Here is a 2,769-nt window from a genome sequence, read left to right on the forward strand (position 1 = left end):
GGACGCGGGTGTCGACGACGAGCAGCCGCAGCCCGTGCGCGGCCAGGTCGAAGGGCACCTGGCGCAGCGCCAGGTCGCGGGTGTCCAGGTGCAGGGCGTGGCCGGCGGTGCAGCAGGCGGACGCCGCCTGGTCCATGAGCCCGCAGGGGACGCCCACGAAGGCGTTCTCGGCGCGCTGCGCGAGCCGGGCGAGGGCGGGGCGGTCGCAGGCGGCTCCGTGCAGCTCGGTGAGCGCCAGGGCCGTGGCGACCTCCAGGGCGGCGGAGGAGGACAGGCCCGCGCCCGCGGGCACGTCGCTCTCGACGTACACGTCGGCGCCGCCCACCGGCAGGCCCGCCTCGCGCAACGCCCAGGCGACGCCCGCCGGGTAGGCGGCCCAGCCCTCCACGCGGCCGGGAGCGAGCTCCGCGAGGGACAGCTCGGCCGGGCCCGCCGCCTCGCGCGAGCGCAGCCTCAGCACGCCGTCCGTACGGGCCGCCGCGGCGACCCGGGTGCACTGCGGGAGGGCGACGGGCAGGACATGGCCCTCGTTGACGTCGGTGTACTCGCCGATGAGGTTGACCCGGCCGGGCGCGGCCCAGACGCCCCCGGGGGCGTACCCGTAGGTGCGCTCGAAGCCCTCGGCCGCGGTGTTCACTGCTCCGGCCCTCGGCGCGCGAACTCCCAGGCGTCGGCGACGATTCCGGCCAGGTCCGGGCGGCGCGGGGTCCAGCCGAGGGTCTCGCGGGCGCGCTCGGCGGAGGCCACGAGGACGGCCGGGTCGCCCGCGCGGCGCGGGGCGGCGACCTGCGGGACGGGGTGCCCGGTGACCTTGCGGACGGTTTCGATCACCTCGTGGACGGAGAAGCCGTTGCCGTTGCCCAGGTTGCAGATGAGGTGTTCGCCGTCGCGGGCGGCGGAGAGGGCGCGCAGGTGGGCCTCGGCGAGGTCGGCGACGTGGATGTAGTCGCGGATGCAGGTGCCGTCCGGCGTCGGGTAGTCGTCGCCGTAGACGGCGATCGCCTCGCGCTCGCCGCGGGCCACCTGGAGGACGAGCGGGATGAGGTGCGTCTCGGGGGCGTGCCGCTCGCCGTAGGGCCCGTAGGCGCCCGCCACGTTGAAGTAGCGCAGGGAGACGGCGGCCAGGCCGTGGGCGGCGCACTCGCCGCCGATCATGTGGTCCACGGCGAGCTTGGTGGCGCCGTAGGGGTTGGTGGGGGCGGTGGGGGCGTCCTCGGTGATGGGGACGGCTGCCGGTTCGCCGTAGGTGGCGGCGGTGGACGAGAAGACCAGGGTGCGCACGCCCGCGTCGCGCATGGCGGCGAGCAGGTCCGCGGTGCCGCCGACGTTGTTGCGCCAGTACGGCTCGGGGTCGGCCACGGACTGGCCGACCTGCGAGAACGCCGCGAAGTGCAGCACGGCGTCGTAGGAGCTGTCGAGCCACCGGCCCGCGTCCTGCACGCGGCCCTCGACGAAGGCGGCGCCCTCCGGAACGGCGGCCCGGTGCCCGGTCGAGAGGTCGTCGAGGACGGTCACGGTGTGCCCGGCGGCCAGCAGGTGCGCCGCCACGACGCTGCCGACGTAGCCCGCGCCGCCCGTGACCAGGCACTTCCTGCTGCTCTCGCTCATTCGCTCGCTACCTCTCGCAGTCGCTCCGCCGCGGCCTCGGGCGGCACATCGTTGATGAACACGTTCATGCCGGATTCGGAACCCGCGAGGAACTTCAGCTTGCCGGGAGCCCGGCGGACGGTGAAGAGCTCGAGGTGGAGCGCGAATTCACTCCTGCGGGGGTCCTGGAACGGCGCCTGGTGCCAGGCGGAGACGTACGGGGTGGGCGGCAGGGCCGTGCTGTGCCCGTCCCCGCCCTCCCGCCCGTCGAAGATCCGGTCGAACCGGCGCAACAGTTCCAGGTAGACCTGTGGGAACTCTGTGCGCGCCGCGTCACCGAGCGCGAGCAGGTCGGGCACGCGGCGGCGGGGGTACAGGTGCACCTCGTACGGCCAGTGCGCGGCGTACGGGACGAAGGCCGTCCAGTGGTCCGTGGCGAGGACGATGCGGCGGCCGTCCTCGTGCTCGGCGGCCACGACGTCGTCGAAGAGGTTGCGCGGGCCGCCGCCCGTGCGGGTCGCGTGCGTGGCCGCGTGCGCGGCGGCGGAGGCGAGCATGCGCTCCGTGCGCGGCGTGACGAACGGGTACGCGTAGATCTGGCCGTGCGGGTGGCCGAGGGTGACGCCGATCTCCTCGCCGCGGTTCTCGAAGCAGAACACCTGCCGCACGGAGGGGAGCGCGGCCAGCTCGGCGGTGCGGTCGGTCCAGACGGCGAGGACGAGGGCCGCGCGGGCGTCGGTGAGGCCGGCGAAGGAGGCGTGGTGGTCGGGGGTGAAGCAGACGACTTCGCACCGGCCCGCGGGGCCCGCGAGCGATGGGAAGCGGTTCTCGAAGACGGCGACTTCGTAGTCGGATGCGGGGATTTCCGTGGGGCGCCCGGGACTTGAGGGGCACAGGGGGCACGCTTCCGTGGGTGGGAGGAAGGTGCGGGTCTGGCGGTGGGAGGCGATGACGACGTCGTCGCCGAGGATTTCGTCGTGGCGGACTTCGGTGACGGGGGGTGTGGCGGGGGGAAGGGGGCGGGGGTCCGGGGCGTCGCGTAATCCGGCGCCGCCGTTGTCGTGGAGGTCGTAGTAGAGGATCTCGCGGCCGTCCGCGAGCTTGGCTGCGGTCTTCCTCACCGGGCTCACGGGTTTCTTTCTCCCCACCCCGCCCCTTCCCGTAACTGGGGGCAAGCCCCCG

The 2,769-nt window shown here is 74.5% G+C and carries 3 protein-coding genes; all 3 read right to left on the reverse strand.

Going from position 1 to position 2,769, the window contains the following annotated elements:
• A partial coding sequence (locus V7793_RS36105; RefSeq protein ID WP_336013906.1) for a galactokinase occupies nt 1-637 on the reverse strand: 637 nt, incomplete at its 3' end.
• Nucleotides 634-1,608, reverse strand: a complete 975-nt coding sequence (gene galE / locus V7793_RS36110) for a UDP-glucose 4-epimerase GalE (protein WP_336013907.1) — start codon at nt 1,606-1,608, stop codon at nt 634-636. The genes galE and V7793_RS36105, both read right to left, overlap by 4 nt.
• On the reverse strand, nt 1,605-2,708 hold the full coding sequence (galT, locus tag V7793_RS36115; protein ID WP_336013908.1) for a galactose-1-phosphate uridylyltransferase: 1,104 nt from the start codon (nt 2,706-2,708) through the stop codon (nt 1,605-1,607). Before galT ends, galE begins: the two co-directional genes overlap by 4 nt.
• Between the last annotated feature and the right edge of the window lie 61 nt (nt 2,709-2,769).

Source organism: Streptomyces sp. KLMMK (assembly GCF_036961605.1).
GTDB lineage: Bacteria > Actinomycetota > Actinomycetes > Streptomycetales > Streptomycetaceae > Streptomyces > Streptomyces telluris.